Annotated in this window: 2 protein-coding genes; both read right to left on the reverse strand. The window is 45.3% G+C overall.

The features are described 5' to 3' along the window. Positions 1–109 precede the first annotated feature (109 nt). The gene (locus ACZND6_RS12685) at positions 110–1,021 is read right to left on the reverse strand and encodes an ATP-binding protein (RefSeq protein WP_300847517.1); all 912 of its coding nucleotides are present in this window, start codon (positions 1,019–1,021) and stop codon (positions 110–112) included. 4 nt (positions 1,022–1,025) lie between these two features. After that, positions 1,026–2,627: a hypothetical protein gene (locus ACZND6_RS12690; RefSeq protein ID WP_293738646.1), complete on the reverse strand. Its 1,602-nt coding sequence runs from the start codon at positions 2,625–2,627 to the stop codon at positions 1,026–1,028. Positions 2,628–3,370: the final 743 nt, after the last annotated feature.

Genomic DNA, 3,370 nt, shown 5'->3' on the forward strand with positions numbered 1-3,370 from the left:
TGTCGCAGGATACGGTCTTGGAACAACATTCCCTGTTCCGCGGAACAGGTTACGATTTTTTAAATTTGGTCTCCCGGGCCAGCCCCTTATTTCGAGAGACCGTCTAGCTTTACAATTCAGCCGCTTCTTTAGCCTGTTTCCGTGCTAGCGCTCGCCGCGATTCCCCTTTTAACTCTATTAAATAATAGAAATTAATTATTCTGTCGGCGACTCCATCAGCGATGTATTTTCCACCCAGCCACTCATACCAGTCAGCGCATGGTCTTTGACTGACTATGATCGTGGACAAATTATCAGCACGACTTTTAATAATTTCATAGACGAGGCTTTGTTCCTGAGCAGTTAGGGTCCCCAGACCGAAGTCATCGATGGTGAGCAAATCCGCTTCATTGATCTTCTTTAGCGTCTCAGATTTTTTCTCCGCCTTCGATAGTCTTTCTACCAACTCACTCAGACTCCAGTACTTCACATTAAAACCCCTTTCGATTGCCTCGGAACTAATAACCATCGCAAGGAAGCTTTTTCCGCAACCTGTGGCACCCGTGATCGCAATTGATTTACCGTTGCGGCGGCTGTCTCGTCTTTGGTGAGGTACTCTCTTAGCGATCCATCGGCATTCAATGATTTCCTCAAGGGTTTGACGGGAGATTCCTCGTCCGGGCGCAAAGTCGAATTGCCTTAAGCTATAAGCTCCTCTAGTAAGGCCGGCGATCTTAAATCTTTTTTCCGCACCGCGTTCCTTTCGAACCACACGTTCTGCCTCCAAGCAGACAAGAAGGCGTCTTAAGAACGGTTGAGACGACCAAGACGGATCAATGAGCTGCTCGTGGAGCTGCTGGGCAAAGGCATTCAGTCTGTACTCTCTAAGGAGATCCATGATCGTTTCTTCTATCTTGCTTGTTACCGTCATTCGGAGCAGACTATCTCCATTAGCCGCTTCTCTGTTCATCTGCTCCTGAGAGGGCGCAACTCCGCTAGAGCATGAACCGGACAAGGCGGCATTTTCTTTTAGTTTTTCCATAACGTTAGCTCTCCACTTTTCTTTCCCTCAAGATTGATTCATAGTGTTCGGCACCCCTGAGATTTCGGTCAGCTCTTTGTTCGCGTTGAAGCACTTGGCCGGCTCTCCGGCGGATACTGACGATTTCTTTCTTGCCGGCGTTTGTGAGTTTGTCTTTTAGTTCTTCTAAATCCCAACCCGCTCCCAGATCGCGAGATTCTTCCAGGATTTTTTCGAACGGTTCTGCTCCTAATTCAGAGAAGCGTTTATTGATAAATCTGGCATATCGGGCACCGGCTAATTCATCTGCCATTCCCGCCAGCTGCATATACAGTGCCTGAGAGTTTGAACCGGCTTTACGTATATTTCCTATTAATTCTGCCGCTTTCAATTGCATAAATCTTGAGCCGGAACTTTGCTTCTCAAGATCCTCGATGGTCAGGTTGGTGCCGTCCTTGAGAGGAAGTTCTCCGATGAGGCTCCATTTCTTGTCCGTGAAGATACGGATAGTTTGGTCGCTCTCGCAGGCCACCACATTAACGTACTCTCCAACGTATCGATAATTCACCCGGTAGCGGCGTTGGTTGTACCTTACGGTTCCTCCTTTTTGAACTTTTAATCGCTTAACTTCAATGTCCTCGCCCCAGGGGATTGCCGGGATCTGTTTTAAAAACTCTCTTTCTTTGCTTTCAAATAAGGTGCGTCGTGTCAGACTCGGATCGATCTCTAGGGGACGATCGTTAAATACTCTGACCTTTTCGGCCAAGCGCTCATTTGCCTCCTTAATTGATGCGGCCGGTCTTTCATCAATGAGCTGCGAGAGAATTTTTTCCTGAACAAGCCCGACGGCTCGTTCCACATGAGGTTTTGACAAAGGAACATGGGGCTCTCCGGCATAAGGGATCGTTCCGTAATAGCGGCATACGTGTTCAAATTCCTTTGCGTATTTTGGCCAGACTTTACTTGCCTGGCAGACACAGGTAGTGCTGTTGTCCAGAATTAGATATTTCGTTGCTCCCTGGAGAGACGTCATCATTTCCCTGATTGAATGAAGCCAGCTTTTTCTGGTTTGATCAGGAGTTGCGTACGCGAAGGTATAGCCCGAGTAAGGAAGCACGGCCACAAAGATTTGAAGTTCGACGTGCTCGCTGCCGATGAGCGCAGGCAGTCCGTCTCCACTGTAATCAACCATAACCGCCTGTCCCGGCAGCCACTGGCGGCGTCCGCATTCTTGGAATTTTGCCTCTTCGTCGAGTTTTTCCTTGAACTCTCCATAACGCTTGCAGTAAGTCTTGTACCCCATTACTTCAAGACTGCTTTGTTCGTGAGATTTCTTGTATTGATACCAACAATCCTTTAATGACATCCTCAGCTTCACACGATTGACCTTGCGGAAGACCTCTGCAAAGTCTTCCTCGACAAAGACATCAGGTTTCCGGTGAGGTTGATCGAACAGTGCTTGCAGCTGAGACTCTGTAAATTCAATGGCTTCTTCAAGAGGGATATTGTGGTTTTGAAGATAGTCTTTGGTCCTTTGAACTGTTGCAAGACCGCATTTTGAGAGGGTAGCGATCTCTCGGATTTTGAGCTTTTTATAAAGCCCCTGAACGATAGCCTTTCTATCCATACATCCTCCAACTATTTGATTAACAATAAATATTGAACGATGCTGCTTTAATATCTTAGATGGAGAAGCGGGGGATAAACAATCGGAACAAGCGATATTGAGAGTTTCGATTACTGTTCTGCGGAAACTGGCTAACCGTACCTCGGAACGGGGTTATACAAAATAAAATTAATAATTTAACCTAAAAATACTCCTCGGAATGAGGGCGGCTCGTCTTTAGTCCAATATTGGCTTTCTTTGATTTTGTTCCGCGGTTCCCCAAAAGTCTCTTACGGAACAAAAGCCTGTCAAAAGAATTTCCAAGACTGTCTGAGTTTCACTTTCTAACAGAGGGGATGATCGAAAATAAAAAGGTAAAACGCTAAAAATAACGAGATAAAGTTAAAAATAACAAATACGAAATTATTATTTAAATTCAATGGGAAGCAAAAACCAAAGACCAAAATCAGAAGACTGGTCTCTTTTGTTACAGCAACGAATTTCAAAACTTTAAAAAAGGGGAAGAAGTGGGTCGTTTTTCGTATTCGATGTTTCGAGGTTCGGGGACCGTCTTTCCGAGGAACAGAGTTTTCTTCAATGAATGAGATTTAATAAAGAAACTGTTGTCATGAAGCCTTGATTTTTAAATCTTATTTCCTGGAACGTAGAACTAATTTTTAAGACTGGTCTGCACCGATATTCGGAACATATCAAAGTTGTTCCGCGAAACGGAAATTCTTGTTCCTTGAGATGCGCCGGGTACA

The sequence above is a fragment of the Parasutterella sp. genome, from assembly GCF_057870745.1.